This window comes from Terrisporobacter vanillatitrophus (assembly GCF_051148895.1).
Classification (GTDB): domain Bacteria; phylum Bacillota; class Clostridia; order Peptostreptococcales; family Peptostreptococcaceae; genus Terrisporobacter; species Terrisporobacter vanillatitrophus.
The window spans coordinates 799,845-817,335 of sequence record NZ_CP154625.1 but is presented as its reverse complement, the minus strand read 5'-3'; the positions used below and the strand labels follow the sequence as shown (position 1 = coordinate 817,335).

18 protein-coding genes are annotated in these 17,491 nt (G+C 28.2%); 3 read left to right on the top strand and 15 right to left on the bottom strand.

What is annotated here, in order from left to right; all coding sequences use genetic code 11:
* Positions 1-74: 74 nt before the first annotated feature.
* The 6 genes from TVTCOM_RS04140 to TVTCOM_RS04115 form a co-directional block, all read right to left on the bottom strand.
* Positions 75-656 (bottom strand): hypothetical protein, encoded by a 582-nt coding sequence (locus TVTCOM_RS04140; protein WP_434798590.1) that lies wholly within the window; start codon positions 654-656, stop codon positions 75-77.
* 235 nt (positions 657-891) lie between these two features.
* Entirely contained in the window at positions 892-2,115 is a 1,224-nt protein-coding gene (locus TVTCOM_RS04135) for a hypothetical protein (protein WP_434798589.1), read from the bottom strand.
* A gap of 9 nt (positions 2,116-2,124) precedes the next feature.
* Positions 2,125-2,952, bottom strand: a complete 828-nt coding sequence (locus tag TVTCOM_RS04130; protein ID WP_434798588.1) for a hypothetical protein — start codon at positions 2,950-2,952, stop codon at positions 2,125-2,127.
* Positions 2,945-3,637 (bottom strand): ABC transporter ATP-binding protein, encoded by a 693-nt coding sequence (locus tag TVTCOM_RS04125; protein ID WP_434798587.1) that lies wholly within the window; start codon positions 3,635-3,637, stop codon positions 2,945-2,947. Before TVTCOM_RS04125 ends, TVTCOM_RS04130 begins: the two co-directional genes overlap by 8 nt.
* A 55-nt stretch (positions 3,638-3,692) precedes the next feature.
* Positions 3,693-4,280 (bottom strand): C40 family peptidase, encoded by a 588-nt coding sequence (locus TVTCOM_RS04120; protein WP_434798586.1) that lies wholly within the window; start codon positions 4,278-4,280, stop codon positions 3,693-3,695.
* Positions 4,281-4,696: 416 nt separating this feature from the next.
* A complete protein-coding gene (locus TVTCOM_RS04115) occupies positions 4,697-5,698 on the bottom strand; it encodes a BMP family lipoprotein (RefSeq protein WP_434798585.1) in 1,002 nt (333 codons plus the stop codon).
* A 114-nt stretch (positions 5,699-5,812) separates the two neighbouring features.
* On the opposite strand from TVTCOM_RS04115, the gene TVTCOM_RS04110 reads away from it, so the two are divergent.
* Together TVTCOM_RS04110 and gltS are read left to right on the top strand one after the other, a co-directional pair.
* Positions 5,813-6,502, top strand: coding sequence for a cyclic nucleotide-binding domain-containing protein (locus TVTCOM_RS04110; RefSeq protein ID WP_434798584.1), 690 nt, complete (start codon positions 5,813-5,815; stop codon positions 6,500-6,502).
* A gap of 206 nt (positions 6,503-6,708) precedes the next feature.
* Positions 6,709-7,908 (top strand): sodium/glutamate symporter, encoded by a 1,200-nt coding sequence (gltS, locus tag TVTCOM_RS04105; protein WP_434798583.1) that lies wholly within the window; start codon positions 6,709-6,711, stop codon positions 7,906-7,908.
* Positions 7,909-8,258: 350 nt separating this feature from the next.
* On the opposite strand, the gene TVTCOM_RS04100 is transcribed toward gltS, so the two are convergent.
* Together TVTCOM_RS04100 and TVTCOM_RS04095 are read right to left on the bottom strand one after the other, a co-directional pair.
* Positions 8,259-10,232, bottom strand: coding sequence for a YgiQ family radical SAM protein (locus TVTCOM_RS04100; RefSeq protein WP_434798582.1), 1,974 nt, complete (start codon positions 10,230-10,232; stop codon positions 8,259-8,261).
* A gap of 273 nt (positions 10,233-10,505) precedes the next feature.
* Positions 10,506-11,297 carry an epoxyqueuosine reductase gene (locus TVTCOM_RS04095; protein WP_434798581.1) on the bottom strand — a complete coding sequence of 264 codons (792 nt, stop codon included), beginning with the start codon at positions 11,295-11,297 and terminating at the stop codon, positions 10,506-10,508.
* Positions 11,298-11,679: 382 nt separating this feature from the next.
* Between TVTCOM_RS04095 and TVTCOM_RS04090 the strand changes: the two genes are divergently transcribed.
* Positions 11,680-12,612 (top strand): DMT family transporter, encoded by a 933-nt coding sequence (locus TVTCOM_RS04090; RefSeq protein WP_434798580.1) that lies wholly within the window; start codon positions 11,680-11,682, stop codon positions 12,610-12,612.
* 116 nt (positions 12,613-12,728) lie between these two features.
* On the opposite strand, the gene TVTCOM_RS04085 is transcribed toward TVTCOM_RS04090, so the two are convergent.
* The 7 genes from TVTCOM_RS04085 to TVTCOM_RS04055 form a co-directional block, all read right to left on the bottom strand.
* Positions 12,729-13,103, bottom strand: coding sequence for a DNA polymerase III subunit delta (locus tag TVTCOM_RS04085; RefSeq protein WP_434798579.1), 375 nt, complete (start codon positions 13,101-13,103; stop codon positions 12,729-12,731).
* A gap of 41 nt (positions 13,104-13,144) precedes the next feature.
* Entirely contained in the window at positions 13,145-13,588 is a 444-nt protein-coding gene (locus TVTCOM_RS04080) for a permease prefix domain 1-containing protein (protein WP_434798578.1), read from the bottom strand.
* Between the two features lie 3 nt (positions 13,589-13,591).
* Complete coding sequence (locus tag TVTCOM_RS04075; protein WP_434798577.1) at positions 13,592-13,921, bottom strand: PadR family transcriptional regulator; 330 nt, start codon at positions 13,919-13,921, stop codon at positions 13,592-13,594.
* Between the two features lie 134 nt (positions 13,922-14,055).
* Positions 14,056-15,165, bottom strand: a complete 1,110-nt coding sequence (gene leuB, locus TVTCOM_RS04070; RefSeq protein ID WP_434798576.1) for a 3-isopropylmalate dehydrogenase — start codon at positions 15,163-15,165, stop codon at positions 14,056-14,058.
* 479 nt (positions 15,166-15,644) lie between these two features.
* Positions 15,645-16,778 carry a sodium ion-translocating decarboxylase subunit beta gene (locus TVTCOM_RS04065; protein WP_434798575.1) on the bottom strand — a complete coding sequence of 378 codons (1,134 nt, stop codon included), beginning with the start codon at positions 16,776-16,778 and terminating at the stop codon, positions 15,645-15,647.
* Between the two features lie 28 nt (positions 16,779-16,806).
* A complete protein-coding gene (locus TVTCOM_RS04060; RefSeq protein WP_434798574.1) occupies positions 16,807-17,160 on the bottom strand; it encodes a biotin/lipoyl-containing protein in 354 nt (117 codons plus the stop codon).
* 48 nt (positions 17,161-17,208) lie between these two features.
* The gene (locus TVTCOM_RS04055) at positions 17,209-17,475 is read right to left on the bottom strand and encodes an OadG family transporter subunit (RefSeq protein ID WP_434798573.1); all 267 of its coding nucleotides are present in this window, start codon (positions 17,473-17,475) and stop codon (positions 17,209-17,211) included.
* Between the last annotated feature and the right edge of the window lie 16 nt (positions 17,476-17,491).

Sequence of the window (17,491 nt, the reverse complement as noted above, 5' to 3'; positions counted from 1 at the left end):
TTTTTCATATATTTAACAAAAAAGAACTTAGTACTTTATTTAGCACTAAGCTCTTTTCTTATAATAATCATATTTTATTGTAATAATTCAAAGTATCCTGATGGATGGAAGAAATATATTGATTCGCTATCTTTGTCTACTAAGTAAGCTAAATCAGATTCTATATTTGGTAAAAATACATATCCTTTTATTCCTTTTTCTTGCATTGCTTCAAAAGTATTTTCATCGCCTTGGTATGTATATGTAAAATCAGCTTTTTCTACATCTTTTATATATTTATTTAAAACTGCTTCAGCTTGTGATTTTGTCATTCCTGTTTTAACTTCTTCTTTATCTTTATCATCGTTTACAACTATAGTTTCAACAGAATTAGTAATTTCTTCTTTTTTGTTATCTACTTTTACTTCTTCTTTTATAGGTTTTTTATTTTCTATAACTGTACCTTCAGATTTTACAGATTTCTTAACTTCTTCTTTTTGTGTTGTTTTGTATTCACTGTCTTTTGATACTTGCATTTTTTCAGCATTTGCAGTTTGCTCAACTTTTATTGGTTTTACATTTCCTTGTTCATCATTTTGTGTTATTGCATTTGCAATTGGAGTAACTAATAATATTCCTGTTAATAATAATGTTATTGCTATAATTCCTTTTTTCATTTTTCAACACTTCCTCATAATATATTTTAAATTTTCTTCTTTTTTTCTTTTATTTATATTATTATAATATCATTACCCCTTGAAAGATTACAGTTACATACTTGTTACTTTGAATTACAAAATAGTAACATAGGTAATTACAGAAATGTTACCAAATTTCAATATTATGTAAAATTATCTTTATTTATCCATATAACAAGAAACCCCCTTAGACAATTCCAAGGGGGTTTTCTTGTTATAATTCTTCATCTTTTACAATTCCAAAAGCTATATTATACATAATTTTTTCTTTTATTTTACCAGTGTATAAAATTTCATTATTTTTTTCATTTATAACATAAATATAATAATCCATATCTGGAGATCCATTTCCATAGTATACATGATCATCATCTTTATAATCACACATTACAAGATACGTTTTGTCATTATCACGTCTCGTTTGTAAAATGTATCTATTATAACCACCTTTAGATTTAACATCTATTTCATTTGTACTTATTGTTTTTTTATTATACAAATCAACTACTAAAGTCTTAACTATTTTACTTGTTTGATCTACCTCACAACAAAGTAACACTTCATTATCATCAATATAGTAGTTTGTTATATTTTGATTACCAACACCTAAATTAATAATATTTATTTCTTTAGTAATAATATTAAAACCAAATAAGCATGTATTAATTTCTTTAGTTATCTCGTCTTTTATGTGAGTAATAAAATATGCCACATTGTCTTTTACAAATCCAACTTCACCATTTGTATACATTTCATTAGGATCATATGACTTAGTTAAAATACTCCTTGATTGTTGGGTAGATAAATTTAATTTAAATAAACTTAAATAAGTTTGTTTATAAATATCTCCTTCATTATTTTGTAATTTATTTTCATCTTGTTCATTATCATCATAAACGGATGAAATAATAGCTAAATAAATATTGTCCTTATCCCTCATTGGTAAAGCTTGATAAATACTATCTCCACTTACATTAATAGTATCATCTATTTTTATTTCATAATTTTTTATTTTTGAACTTTTTTTATCTTTTATATCAATATATACTATCATTTCATTGCCATTATAAGGTGAATAAGTGCTTAAAAGAGATACGTTAGTAATTTCATCATCAGTTTCACAGATATTACTTTTATCATTGGAAATCTGCAATAATTCTCTATTATCTATATTTTCCTTTGATATGGAGAAATTTGTAACACCTTCTTTTACATTTTTTTTAATTTTTTCCTTATCTTTAGATATAATAATGTTATCTGTTTCATAGGTACCTTTTCTTTTTTGATAAACAATATTCATATCTCCAAGGACGCTTCTATCTCCAGATATATCTTCTATATCTATCTTATCTTTTGTAATAAAACTTAAGGAGAAAATAATTAATATCATGGCTAATGATACAGTAATTAAAAATATCCTTGAAATTCTTTTATCCATAATATCCCCCTAAACATGTATTCTTTTATTTAATAATCTATAAGAAATAATAAGGGATAATCCCCCCATAACTATGTAATATAAAAAATGATTTTTTAACAACTCATCTGTAAATATAATAGAAGTAGTTGATATAAACATATATACAAATGCAGAAATTGCAATATAAGACAAACCTAAAAATCCACCTAATTTATCAAAGGATTTATGAATCAATACTCCTGTAAACAAAACTATAACTGCTAAAATAGGTCCTACTACATAGTACATAAATATTTCTAATGGGTATATGGGCACTCCCATAAATAAAAAGCTCATTGAGTTGTTATAATTTACAATATGAATAATTTCGCTAATATTAATACCCGTAAAGCTTTTTATTATGAATATTTCTAAAATCCATAATATGTGTTGTGTTACTAATACCCCATATATAAATGATACTACTGTTATTAATTTTGATATGAATACATTAAACTTATTATAAGGTAAAGTAAACAAAGTATAAACTACCTTTGTTTTATTTGAAAAGTCTTTATACCATATTAATAGTGTGTAATATAAACACCATATAAGTGCTAAAATCATAAAAAATAAAGATAAAACATACAATGAATATATTAACCCTCCATTTTTTATAATCATGTATGCCTCTTCGGATTTAAATAAACCTACTCCTCCCCTTATGTTCAAAATTTCTTGAACTTGTTTAGCTACTGAATGTAGGTTATAAACAAACCAGATAAGATTACTTATTATAAGCAATCCTAATATAGAGAAATAGATTTTTTTAATTCTTTTAAACTCTATATCATAGAGTGTTAAAATCCTACTCACCCCTATATACCTCCCTCATTTTATCTATAATAGATTTATTTTCATTTTTTCTAACTTCTTCCACATTAAAATTAAATGCTAATTTCCCTTCATGAAGTATTATTACCTCTTCAACTATTTCTTCAATTTCTGCAATTTCATGAGTTGTTATTATGATACTTTGTTCCGGAGAAATGTATTCTACCATAGCCTTAATAAATTCTTCTCTTTTAAAAATATCTATTCCAGAAAAAGGTTCATCTAATAAGATATATTTGGCATTTTGTGCAAAACCAAGAATAATTTTAATCCTTGCTCTATTTCCTTTGGATAAAGTACTTATCATTTTATCATCAGCAAGATTGAACATTTTTAACATATTTGTTGCCTTTTCTTCATCCCAATTTTCATAGAACTCTTTCATAAATGCAAAAGTATCCTTTATTGTAAGGTTGGGAAAATAAGTATCCATATCTGGCACAAAGGCTATTTTATTATATAATTTAGGATTAACCTCTTCACCATCTATAAGGATTTTACCTTTATCTGGTCTAATAACACCAGCTATAGATTTTAATATGGTTGATTTCCCTACTCCATTTATTCCAAATATGCCTATTATTTTTCCTTCTTTTATCTGAAAAGACACATCATCCAATGCATGTACTTTTCCAAATTTTTTGCTTAAATTTATTATATCTATCATATATAAAACTCCCCCTAAAATACTTCCCCTAATGAAATCTAACTTACTAATTTTATTATTTTAAATATGCATTAATGTAATCTATAGGACGATATACCTGTCCTTTTTTATAAAGTAAAACAGACTGTATCTTTATTCCTCCTATAGGATAAGGGTTTCTATTGGCTGAGTTGATTATTTTTCCTCTTCCAATATACATGACTACATGACCTGGTGTAAAAATAAGATCCCCTGGTTGAATATTTTTCATTTGAACTTTATAATCCTGTAATACGTCTCTTTGTTCAATTGTAGAATAACCAATGTTTACATTAGTTATAGTTTTATAAGTCCAATAAGTAAGCCCCGAACAATCAAATCCTTGTTTTCCTATATAATCTTTTTTATCTAAAGGGTAATAACTTTCACTATAATAACCTATAAGTTCTTCTAATCTTTCTTTCGTTATTATTTCTCCCTTACCACCCCAAGTGTATTCCTGTCCTTCTCTTTCTTTTGCTAAAGAAATAACCTCATTTATTATTTTTAAATCATCTTTACTCATATTTTTAGTTTCTTGTTCATACTTCTCATTTATTTGCTGTATATACTTTTCTTTTAAAAAGTTATACCCCCATATTCCTACAAATACAACTAATATCAATATTAAAAGTTTCTTTAAAAATTTTTCGATTGTTATTAGCTCCCTTCATATTTACTCTCGTTAAAAGCGTAACTTCCTTATTTTATTATCACACTAAAATATTCATATTTCAACTTACAAATTCGTCATATAAAAAAGACTCTCCCATATATTAGACGTGTAAATAGTATAAAAAGTTTTATTATTTTTTATACTATTTTATAATTATTAATTATTTAATTTAACGTAAATACTAACTACTTCTTTTAATAAACTATCACTTTAGCTTTAAAGTACTTATACTCTATAATCCGACCATTTTTAGTAAAATTTAACATTAATTCCATATTAATATCTATTTTTATTAATATAATACTAATATATATTTATATAAATTAACATATAAAAAAAGTGGCTTAAATTGGGCCACTTTTTACTTATTTACTTGGAACTACAATTTCTCCACTTATTATTTTTTCTATTTTTCCATTAACGTAATCTATTACTTCTTTTGGAACATTTTTATCTGTTGATGGGGCAAGTCCGATACCTTCTTCTTTTAAGCCGAATACTAAAGTTTTACCACCATCAAATGTACCATCGTTTAAGTTTTTAACTAATGTGTAAACGCCCTCATTTACTTTTTTCATTGCTGATGTAAGTATATTGTCCGGTGCCACATTATTTTGGTCTCTATCAACACCTATAGCATATTTTCCTGTTTCTTTCGCACATTCAAGTACTCCTAAACCACTATCACCTGCACATGCAAATAATATATCTGCTTTGTTATTGTACATTTGATTAGCTATAGATTTACCTTTTGCTTGATCTGCAAATGAATTAACATATTGTACTAAAATTGTTGCCTCTGGATTAGCTTCTTTTACACCTGCTTCATATCCAGCTTGGAATTTGTTAATAACTACATTATTCATTCCACCAACAAATCCAACTTTATTAGTCTTTGTCATTTTACCTGCAACTAAACCTACTACGTATCCTGATTGTTCTTCATTAAATGATATACATGTAACATTGTCAGGTGTTTCATCTCCATAATCTACATCAACTATAGCAAACTTTTGATCTGGATAATTTTTAGCTGCTTCTAATAATGCTTGTTGCATTGGAAATCCTGTTGCAAGAATTAAATCATTATCACTATCTACTGCTTGCTCTAAATTTGTTACATAATCTGCTTCTTGCTTTGATTCTATATAGCTTGCTTTTATTCCTAAATCCTTTTCTGATTTTTGAAGACCTTCCCAAGCACTTTGGTTGAAACTTCCGTCAGTTACTCCACCAACACTAGTAACCATTGTTACTTTTAATTCTTCTTTCTTAGCTCCGTTATCTTTATTGCTCCCACATCCTACTAATGAAGATGCAGTCATTATAAGTACCGTCATTAAACATACAATTTTTTTCAATGTCATTTTAGCCTCCTATATGATATAATACTTTTTTATTAGCTTAACTATAATATCAAAAAATTATCACTAGATATTATGGCATATGACATATTTTTTAATTTTTTTGAGGATATAAACATGATAATACTAAATGATAAAATTAAATTAAGTTATTATATTAGTAAATTTCAAATTAATGGAATTTTTACTAAAAATATAGAGAAATACATGGAACTTCATTATTTTAAAAAGGGGTCTCATATTTGTGTTAAAGGTGATAGATTAGATTATTTTTACTTTTTTGTGAAAGGGAGAGCAAAAGTTTATATTTCCACTCCCAACGGAAAATCTCTGCTTATTCGATTTTATTCTCCTCTTCAAGTGATTGGAGATGTGGAAGTTACTTGCAATGAAAATGCTGATTGTAATATACAAGCTATTGAAGATTGTCTATGTGTAGGTGTTCCTTTGCATATTGTTCATGAAATCTCAACTTACGATCCTAAATTTTTAAGTTTCGTTTGCAAGCATCTAAGCTCTAAATTAACATCTACATCAGCGTCTACTTCTTTAAATGTACTTTATCCATTGGAAAATAGACTAGCAAGTTATTTACTTGCACTTTATCCAAATGATTTAACACCTGAGGATAAGATTGTCACGGATAACTTCACTCAATTATCAGAGCTTCTTGGATCAGATTATAGGCATTTTTTGAGAGTAGTAGATAAACTTTGTTCAAAAAATATTATTAAAAAAGAAAAAAGATCTTTAGTAATTGTAGATAGAGTTGCTTTAAATAATCTTGCTGTAGATCTGTATAATTAAAAAGCATGTGGATTTTTCAACATGCTTTTTAGCTTAATATAAAGCTATTTTTTCCTTTTTTCTTTGCCTCGTACAATAAAATATCCGCTTCTTTATAATTTTATATATATGTTTATACTGTAATTTGCCTTTACATTAAAATTTATATCATATATTATATATATTATATTTTCAAAAATCATTATATAGAAAGGACTAATCAATAAATGGAATTTAATTTAAACATCTATGAGACTATGGCTTTAGTTTCCATTGTATTTTATATTGGTAAATATTTAAGAAATAAATTTTCTATACTATCAAAATATTGCATCCCTCCATCAGTAGTAGGTGGATTTATATTTGCAATATTTATTCTTATATTAAAAATTACGAACATAGCAACTATAAACTTAGATACAACTTTACAAGAAATTTTCATGACAGCATTTTTTACTAGCATAGGATTTACTGCTAGTTTTAAAATATTAAAACAAGGTGGTATTAAAGTTGTTACTTTCCTTGGCCTTGCAATTTTACTTGTTGTATTACAAAATACAGTTGGTGTAACATTGGCATCACTATTTAATTTACAACCACTACTTGGCCTTTGTACAGCATCTATACCTATGATAGGAGGTCACGGTACTGCAGGATCTTTTGGACCTTTACTAGAAAATATGGGCATATCTGGTGCTACAACAGTGTCTATTGCTTCTGCTACATTTGGCTTAGTAACGGGAAGTATTATCGGTGGATTAGTTGCTAGAAATCTGATACACAATCATAAAATAAAAACAGTTCATGATGAAAATTCTAAAGTTCCTCCAAAAGAAGTTGGAGATTTTAACGAAGAAAACCAAAATATTTTGTGTTTAAAAAAATTAATGACTGGTGCATCTTTCTTATTCCTTGCTATGGGACTTGGATCGATAATATCTGACTTAATTCAAAACTCAGGATTAACATTTCCATCATATATAGGAGCAATGCTTGCAGCTGCCATAATAAGAAATCTATATGATTTTCTTGGAAAAGAAATTGTAGAAAAAGAAATCGAAACTTTAGGATCTCTTAGTTTATCATTCTTTTTAACAATGGCCTTAATGGGATTAAAACTTTGGCAATTATTTGATCTAGCTTTACCTCTTATGATTATGTTATTTGCCCAAGTTATACTAGTAGGATGCTTTGCTTATTTTATTACTTATAGAATTATGGGTAAAAACTACGAAGCCGTAATCTTTGCATCTGCAACTTGTGGATTTGGAATGGGTGCCACTCCAAATGCTATTGCAAATATGGACGAGCTAACTAACAGATATGGATTTGTTCATACTCCATATTTTGTAGTTCCTATCGTTGGTTGTTTATTTATTGACTTTGTCAATTCAGCCATAATAACACTATTTATAAACTTCATATAATAAAAATTAAACCTTGATATATGTCTATATGAATATATCAAGGTTTTTACAACTTAACTATTGAATCTTCTTTTCTTTTATAAATTTTTTATTGCTTTTCTTTTACTCATAGTTTCTAAAATAAGTATTATCCCTATACTTATAGATATAATTATAAAGTTTATAATAGGATGTAATGGCCATAATTTAGAGTTCTCCAATTTTATTTTGGTTGTTATATTATCTTTTGTTACTAGTATTTTGTTAACATAGCATTTATTATTTTATAATTGATTATATAGTTGAATATAAAAAAAGAGCTATCTTACAATATTTTTGTTGTAGGATAGCTCTTTATATAAACATAATTCTTATCTCTTAGTTCTTTTTTTACCTTTTGAATTATCGTTTCTGTTATCTTTTGAGTTACTTTTATTGTTTCTTCTATCAGTGTTATTATTTCTTCCACTTTTAGAATTTTTCTCATTAGATTTATTATTTTTCTTATTTTTATCAAATTGTCTATTTAATGCTCCTCTAGCATCTTTAGGTTTGATTAAACATCTAGGCCCAAGTCCGATTAAGTCTTCTCTACCTGCTTCAACTAAAGCTCTATGAACTAATTCATAGTTCCTAGGTGCAGAATATTGAAGTAAAGCTCTTTGCATTGCTTTTTCAGTTTTAGATTTTGGCACATAAACTTCCTTCATAGTTCTTGGATCTAATCCTGTGTAAAACATTGTTGTTGATAATGTTCCTGGTGTTGGATAGAAATCTTGAACTTGTTCTGGTTGATACTTTATGTCTCTTAAATACTCAGCTAGCTCTATTGCGCTACTTAATGTAGAACCTGGATGTGAAGACATTAAATATGGTATTAAGTATTGTTTTAATCCCACTTGTTCATTCATTGCGAAGAATTTTTGTCTAAATCTATCGTAAGTTTCTCCTGCTGGCTTTTGCATATAATAAAGTACTTCTTCTGCAACGTGCTCTGGAGCAACTTTTAGCTGTCCACTTACATGATGTTTAATTAATTCTCTCATAAATGTATTGTCTTTATCAGCCATTACATAATCGTATCTAATTCCTGAACGTACGAATGCTTTTTTAACACCTGGTAATTGTCTAACTTTTCTAAGAAGACTTATATAGTCACTGTGGTCTACATTTAAGTTTTTACATGGTGATGGATCTAGACATTGTCTATTTTTACATCCACCTTTTCCTTCTGTTATTTGTTTTTTACAAGCTTCTTGTCTGAAGTTTGCAGTAGGTCCACCTACGTCATGTATATAGCCTTTAAAGTCTGGTAAATGTGTAATTTCCTTTGCTTCTTCTAGTATAGATTCATGACTTCTACTTTGTACAGCTCTACCTTGGTGGAAAGTTATTGCACAGAATGAACAACTTCCAAAACATCCTCTAGAACTTACTATTGAGAATTTAACTTCATTTAAAGCTGGTATTCCACCCTTAGCTTCATATGATGGATGATAATTTTTAGTATATGGTAGTGCATATACTTCGTCTAATTCTTCTCTACTTAGTGGCGGTTCTGGTTTATTTTGAACCATAAATTTATTTCCATGAGGTTGAACTACTGCTTTTCCTCTAAATGGATCTTGCTCTGCTTCTTGTATTTTAAAAGCCTGTGCAAATTTAACTTTGTCTTTTTTTATTTCTTCAAATGAAGGCGTTAATACATAATCAACATATACTTCATCTAAACTATCTGCCATGTAGCAAGTTCCGTCTATAAAGCTTATATATTTAGGATCAAATCCATCATTTATAGCATTTGCAACTTTAACTATTTGTCTTTCACTCATTCCATATACTAATAAGTCAGCTCCACTATCTACTAATATGGATTTTCTTACTTGATCACTCCAGTAATCATAGTGAGCAAATCTTCTTAGTGATGCTTCTATTCCTCCTATTACAAGTGGAATGTCTCCGTATGCTTCTCTTATTCTATTACAATAAACTATTGTAGCTCTATCTGGTCTATGACCCATTTCCCCACCTGGAGAGTAAAGATCTTTATCTCTTTGTCTTTTGCTAACAGAATAATGGTTTACCATAGGGTCCATGTTTCCTCCATTAACAAGGAAACCTAGTCTTGGTCTTCCAAGCTTCATAAAGTCTTCTGTTGTTTTCCAGTTAGGTTGAGCAATTATTCCTACTTTATATCCAGCATGCTCTAACACCCTTGATATAATGGCTGTCCCAAAACTGTGATGGTCAACATAAGCGTCTCCTGTAACAAGTACAAAGTCACACTCATCCCATCCTCTTTCTATCATGTCTTCTTTACATATTGGTAAAAATTTATTTTCCATTTTATCACCTGCTCAATCTATATTTAAAATTCGTTTCACTCAAGATTTTTATTTACTTATCTTTAATTATTAACTCTGATTAACTATTATATCACAAAGATAATAATATTTTTAAAGTAATTAAGTTTTATATCATAATTAGTTGCAATTATTTATATTAAATTTGCATGCTTTTGTTAATTTTCTTTTAAATATACTTAAAACCCCTAAAAAATACGGTACAAAGAAAAAGAGCTAAGGTGGCTTAGCTCTTTTTCACGAAATAAATAATATTTAAGGTTGTTTAAATGAACATGGTAAATTTACTACACATTTACCACAAACCTCACTTCCTCCCCTTGGCTTACCTTTTTCTACTTCTTTACTTCCATATAATTTTTCATACTTATCAAAACTCTTCATACAAGTTTCATAACATTTAAATCTATCATAATTATTCTCATTTAATGCTCCACTGAAGCAACGCTTTACGCATACTAAACAACTTTTGTTTCTTTTATACAAGCAATTTTCTTCTTCTAATGGTTTATCTGGACTTACTGGTAAGTTTGTAACTATTGTGAAATATCTTCCACAGCATCCTTCTTTAGTAATTAACATATTATTAATTCCAAAAGTTCCAAGACCTGCTACCTTTGCCATATGTCTATGAGACCATTTACTTTTTAATATATCTGTTTTAAAATCACCGGCTACTTCACATACAGCTGCCTTGTATCCCATTTCTTCTATTTTTTTAATAAGATAATCATTTAACTTAATAAACATTTCATTAGTTTCTTGATAAGTTAAAGTCCATTTTTCTGATGCTAACTCTCCATCAACATTGGAGTAAGCTATATCTTTAGTAAAAGAAACAAAATAAGCAATAATGATAGTTGGATCATCTAATATATCACTAGGCATCAAATGTTCTTCAAAAGTATACTCTCTTATACGTGCAATATCTTTATGATTAGCATCAGCAAAGCCAACTAAAGGTTCTCTCCAAGTTGCACTTATATTATCTCTTTTTTCATATTCTTTCACATAATCTACTATATATTTCTTAATTAAATTTTTCATAGAACTCCCCTTTTCAGATTAAAATTCCTTACACCTAATTAACTGTATATCTAAAAAAGCATCTTTTTTTAAAGATGCTATAATGTCTAATTACTATTTCTTTTTGCTATTTTTATTTTGTCCTTCATCTCTTGCTCTTTTTTGTGCCCAAATATTAGTTACTATTAAAAATAATAAAATAATACTTCCCACTCTTATTATAGTTTGAACCATATTATCCCCCCAATTTTTTCTTACGTAATTTTATCTCTTACTTGAATTATACACCAATTCTCCTTAATTATCATGTATTTTACGTTGCTATAACAGGCTTGCAACTGTTATAATTCACTTATTAATGTATTTTACTAATTTAAAATAAAACTATAGGAGGGAAAATATTATGAAGAAAAACTATCATTTTTATGCAATAATAACAATAATATTTTGGGCAATGGCCTTTGTTTTTACTAGGCTAGCCCTTCAATACTTTGATGTATATACTTTAAGTTTTCTGAGATATTTATCAGCATCATTAACTTTAGTTGTGATTATTTATTTTATGAAAATTAATAAGCCTAAGAAAGAAGACTTTCTTACCTTTATACTTTCTGGATGTATTGGTTTTTTTATCTATGTAATTCTATTTACAAAAGGTACAGGACTTGTAACTTCAGCAACTGCTAGCATTGTAATCGCTATGGTTCCTGTCTTTACAGCCTTTTTAGCATCATTCTTTTATAATGAAAAACTTAAAATATATCAATGGTTTGCCATAGGAATTGAATTTCTAGGAATCTTAGTATTAACCTTAATGAATGGTACCCTATCTATTAATGAAGGTGTCTTATGGTTATTAGTAGCTGCACTTTGTCTAGCTACTTATAATTTACTCCAAAGAAAATTAACAAAAAAATATACAGCCTTAGAAGCTAGTACTTATAGTATTTTTATTGGAACTTCATTTTTATGTATTTTCTTACCTTCATCTGTAGGACCTACTTTACATGCTCCAATTGAACATATAATATATGTTTTAATTCTTGGAATATTTTCTTCAGCTCTTGCTTATATTGCCTGGGCAAAGGCCATTTCAATAGCAGAGAAAACTACTTATGTAAGCAATTATATGTTCGTTACACCATTTTTAACTACAATCTTAGGATTTGTAATGATGGGTGAAGTTCCTGATAAGGCCACTCTTTTAGGTGGTATAATTATTTTAGCTGGATTGTTTATGTTTAATAAAGAAAGCTTCTTAGAGCCATTTAGAAATAAAAATTTTTCATCAGTAGAATGCGCTACTTCTAGTGATGAAAATGATTTAATAAAATAAAAATTATAAAGGCCTTCTATAAAAATCTTAACTTATTTTATAGGAGGCCTTTTTATGCAATATTTTAAAAATTAAGTGCTTGTTTATATTCATATCCTGTTAAATTTCCTATATCTTTAATTATCAGTTAGTGGATAAGGATGACTATGATGAACACTTGTATATATTAGATTATCATCTTTATCATAAGAATATTTAATAGTAACTATTATCTTATCACCTACAGATACGTTCTTGCATAATTCTTTATTTTCTATATAGTAGCTTTCGCCATTATATGATGCTTTTACTGTGCTAGTCTCTTCATAACTCATTATATTTATCATAGGCACATAGCTTACTACACCTTTATGAGAAACATAACACTCAACAGTCATTATATAAGTTCCAAATGATATCCATTTAGTATCCTTGAATAATTTCATTTTTTTATTTAAATTTAATCCTTCTGTATTATTTATAGTTTCTTTTAATGATGATTTATCGTTCATATATATCCCCCCATGAAATTTTTCTAACATCCAACTATTAATTAGTATTCCATACTCCTCTTTAAAGTAAAAATTATAATACTTAAAATAATTACTATACTTATTAATATTGTTAATACTACCATTAACCAAGTAGGAACTTTATTATAAAAACTATTGTAAGCAATTAAACATGCCGCACCAAAGAACCAACCAAAAGCATTAAGTATCTTCAATCTTAAACTTACTAATTTTTTTACTCTTTCTTTTTTTACATCTATTTTCTTTGTATATAAGGAGCGTAGTTCAACAGATGCTTCTTCATCATTTCCTCCATCAAATTGTTCAATTGCTTTATTTTGTGCTTCATTTTCTGAATATCCTTGATTAATATATTCTTTGGCAGAAGTTATCAAATGCTCCTTGATCTCTTCTTTTATTTCTTTTGCATCTTTACTATCATCATTTTTATACAATCTATCTAAATATCCCTCTATTATTTTCATAATTTATTTCCCCTTATTTAAAAATTTATTCATAACTTCTTGTATAAAATTCCACTCTTCAACTTTTAGATCCAAGTCTTCTTTTCCTTCTTCTGTTATATTGTAATATTTTCTTCTTCCTCCCGAATCTTGATCGTCACCCCAATAAGACTTTATTAAGCCTTTAGATTCTAACCTTTTTAATGAAACATACATAGTACTTTCTTTCAATTCAAATGTGGTCTCAGCCTTGACTATTTTGGCAATTTCATATCCATAAGAATCTTCTTGATTTAGTATTGATAAAATCAAAGTATCAATATGACCTTTTAATAATTCTTTATTTAAATCCACAAACTCATTCACCTCCCTATATGTATTACTTCATTATATGAAGTACTTTATATTTTAATAGTACTTTGTTTTTTATTATTTTTCAATAACAAGTTATATAAAAAATAACCCTCTATTTTAAATAGAAGGTTATTTTAGATAACAACTTTATTTACACTAGCTAATTCATTTATACAATTACAAATCACATTACCCATCACTTTAGTCCCAACTAATTTTGTGCCTTTACTAAATATATCTTCCGTCCTATATCCTTTTTCTATGGCTAAATTTATAGCTCTTTCTATAATGTCAGCTTCTTGATGTAGACCAAATGAATATCTAAGCATTAAAGCTAGAGAGGATATAAGTCCTATAGGATTTGCTTTGTCCATACCTATTATGCTTTCATCTGGATGATGCAATTGGTTAGGTGTAAATATCCCTTTTCCATTAGCATCTAACTCTGCTGAAGGTAACATACAAGCCGTCCCTGTTATTTGACTAAGTTCATCTGCTAATATATCTCCAAACATATTCGTAGTTACTATAACATCAAATTTTTCTGGGTTTAATATGACTTCCATAGCTGCCGTATCAACTAGATGATGTTTTAATTTAACCTTTGGATAATTCTTAGAAGTTTCATTTATAACTTCTTTCCACAGCATAGAACTTGCAAGCACATTTGATTTATCAATACTTGATACTAAATTTCTTCTCGTAGAAGCGGCACTAAAAGCCCTATTTGCTGATTTTTTTACTATTTCTTCATTATAATATTCTAAATCACTACCTTCTCTACCAAACTTTCCAATACCTAATTTTTTTTCTCCACAAATCACACTTCCTGCTAAATCTCTAACCACAAGTATATCTATACCTTTTGATATTATACTTTCTTTTAATGGTGAAAATCCTCTTAGATTTTGGTTTAAAGTTATTGGTCTTAAATTTGAAGTAACATTTAAAGCCTTTCTTATCTTTAAAATAGCTTTAACTGGTTTTTTATCAAGAGGTACATTGTTCCACTTACTTCCTCCTATATTTCCAATTAAGACTGCATCACTTTCTATACATGTATCTAACGTTTCTTTTGGCATAGGATATCCAAACTTATCAACTGCTTCTCCTGCACCATACAATTCATTTATTTTAAAATTATGTCCATAAAATTTTTCTATTTCTTTTAAGACTTTAACTGCTTCATTACTTATTTCAGGACCAATTCCATCTCCCTTTATTAAAGCTATACTATAATTCATAATGTCACTCCTTTATTATTTATCCAATATTGTACAATACAATTATAATTAATTTTTTTTATTAATTCCTATACACAATATATAATAAACTGGGTTTGATATAATGTAAAATATATAATTATATATTTTAACTATAGATAAAAGTATATAATACAAAGTCCTTACTCTATTAATACAGATGAATTTTATATTTTATATTTTACCTATAAAATATAAAATTCTTATAATAAAAAAATAAAATAGCCACCTTGCTCAGAGGTGGCTATTTTATTAAATAGGAATCACTATATATATTTTCTATGCACTAATTATTACTAACATTTATAAAAACCCATATTGATAACGGCTTTTTTTTAAATTTAATTAATATTAGTACATAGATAATTTACTAACTTTACTCAATATTAACTATATCTTTAATATTATTTTTTATTAATCTTGATAATCAAAGCATATTTGATGCTTTTTATTTTATCAAATTATGCTCCAAATACCTTAAGTAGTACACCTGCAGCTACTGCTGATCCTATAACTCCTGCCACATTTGGAGACATTGCGTGCATTAATAAGAAGTTTGAAGGATTTTCTTGTTGTCCAATTTTTTGAACAACTCTTGATGACATTGGTACTGCTGAAACCCCTGCTGCACCTATCATTGGATTTACTTTTCCTCCAGTTAATTTGCACATTAATTTACCACCTAGAACTCCTGAAGCAGTTCCTACAGAGAATGCTGCAAGTCCCATTGCTATTATTCCAAGAGTCTGTACACTTAATAGTGTTTCTGCATTAGTTGTAGCTCCAACTGTTAATCCTAGTAATATAGTTATTATATACATTAATGAACTTTGAGCTGTTTCAACTAGTTTTGGAACAAGTCCCGATTCTTTTATTAAGTTCCCGAACATTAGCATTCCCACAAGTGATGCAGATGTTGGAAGTAATCCTATAACAACTATCATAACTACTATTGGGAATATTATTTTTTCTTTTTGAGAAACCGGTCTAGTTTGTTCCATCTTTATTATTCTTTCTTCTTTAGTTGTAAGAGCTTTTATTATTGGTGGTTGGATAACTGGTACTAATGCCATATATGAATATGCTGCTAGAGCTATCGTACCTAATAAGTGTGGTGCTAGGGCACCTGTTGTTTGTATAGCAGTTGGTCCATCTGCACCACCTATTATACCTATAGATGCTGCTTCTGGTCCTGTAAATCCTAATGCTATTGCTCCTAGGAATGCAAAGAATACCCCAAACTGTGCAGCCCCTCCAAGTAACATTGTTTTAGGATTTGCAATCATTGGTCCAAAGTCCGTTCCTGCACCTATACATAAGAAAATTAATGGTGGATAAATTCCGAGCTTGACCCCTTGATATAGATAGTAGAATAACCCACCCTTTTCACTATCTGTTGCTGCTTTCATTAAATCTACACCTGGCATATTTGCAAGAAGCATACCAGTTGCTATTGGTATTAATAAATAAGGTTCATATCCCTTTGCTATGGCTAAGTATAAGAAAAAGCAAGCTAAGGCTATAACTATTATCTGTTTGATGTCCATTTGTGCGAATCCTGATTCCATTATGAAACCTAATATCATTTGACCCATGTCATTTACCTCCTTAAGCTGTTTTTACTTATGCCACTTGTAAAATTGTATCTCCAAGATTTACATTTTGTCCTTTTTCTACATGTATAGATGATACTCTACCATCAACTGGTGATACTATTTCATTTTCCATTTTCATTGCTTCTAGTACTGCTAATACATCACCTTTTTTAACTGTTTGTCCTTCTTTAACTAATATGTTGAACATACTTCCTTGTAATGGTGCTACTACTTCATGTCCTTCCCCTGCTGGTGTAGCTGGTGTAGCTTCTGGATTTGGTGTTGTAGCAGACATACTTGGTTGCATACCAGCTTTCACTTCTTCTATTTCTACTTCATAAACTTTTCCATTTAATTTAACGTTGTATGTTTTTATACTCATTTTTAATCTCCCTTTCATTCTTTGTATTTTAATTATTTTTAATAAAAATTATTTAACTCTTTTTATACTTCTAACATGGAAGTTAGTGTGTTGAGCTTGTTCTGCCGCAATTATAGATGTTACTATAGCCGCAACCACTTTTTCTTCTTCATCTTCTTCTACCACTTTATTTACAACCGGTTTATCTTTAGGTACTTCAGGTTTAAATATAAATCTAAAGGATTCTAATATAAGTGCTATTAAACCTAAAGTAACCAAAACAATAGCCATACTTGATAAAGTAATAGATATAGCTTCCATAAATGTCGTTTGCATATTAATCACCTATTCT